This window comes from Spirosoma jeollabukense (genome assembly GCF_054777855.1).
This window is the reverse complement of record NZ_BAAHAD010000093.1, coordinates 1-617: the sequence shown is the minus strand read 5'-3', so window position 1 is coordinate 617 and position 617 is coordinate 1. Positions and strand designations below refer to the sequence as shown.

At 27.4% G+C, this 617-nt stretch carries 1 protein-coding gene; it reads right to left on the bottom strand.

Annotation, left to right across the window (positions count from 1 at the left end; translation table 11 throughout):
- Positions 1–429: 429 nt before the first annotated feature.
- On the bottom strand, positions 430–617 hold a 188-nt coding region (locus ACYVEA_RS34720; RefSeq protein ID WP_461117925.1), incomplete at its 5' end, for a hypothetical protein.

The window sequence follows — 617 nt, the reverse complement described above, 5'->3', positions numbered from 1 at the left end:
TTATTATCTGTAAATATCTCGTTGACTAATAGGTAAGTCCTAAATTTTTGGTATTTATTTATGGGTGTTCGAATCGCTCCGAGATAAATTATGTAGCCAAGATAGTTTAAGGGTAGAACAATAATTTCATGAATTAAGAATGAGAATTCGAATTTCTCTCTTGGCTTAAGGTGGGTATAGTTCAATGGTAGAACAGCTGTATGTGGCATAGTACATCCTTGTTCGAATCAAGGTATCCTCCCTTTTTTATCCAATTATCTTTTTTTTTTTATTGTTTAATCATTTCGGTGTTATATTTATATCACTTATATAAATTTAATGTAATTTTTATAATAAATATTATGATTTTTTTTTATTACTACAGTAGTTTGTTAGAAAATTGTCGCCTTTAGAAGCTTATAATAGTTTACAAAGACAATTTTCTACAATTCATGAAGATACTTCTTTTATTAGTTTGAAAAACCCAAGCGAATGACAAGAAAGATGATTTTTATCATCTAATGCAAAAGATATAGGTACATTATATTTAATGTTTGCATTATTTTCTGGTTTAATTGGAACAGCTTTTTCTGTACTTATTAGATTAGAATTATCTGCTCCAGGTGTACAATATATAG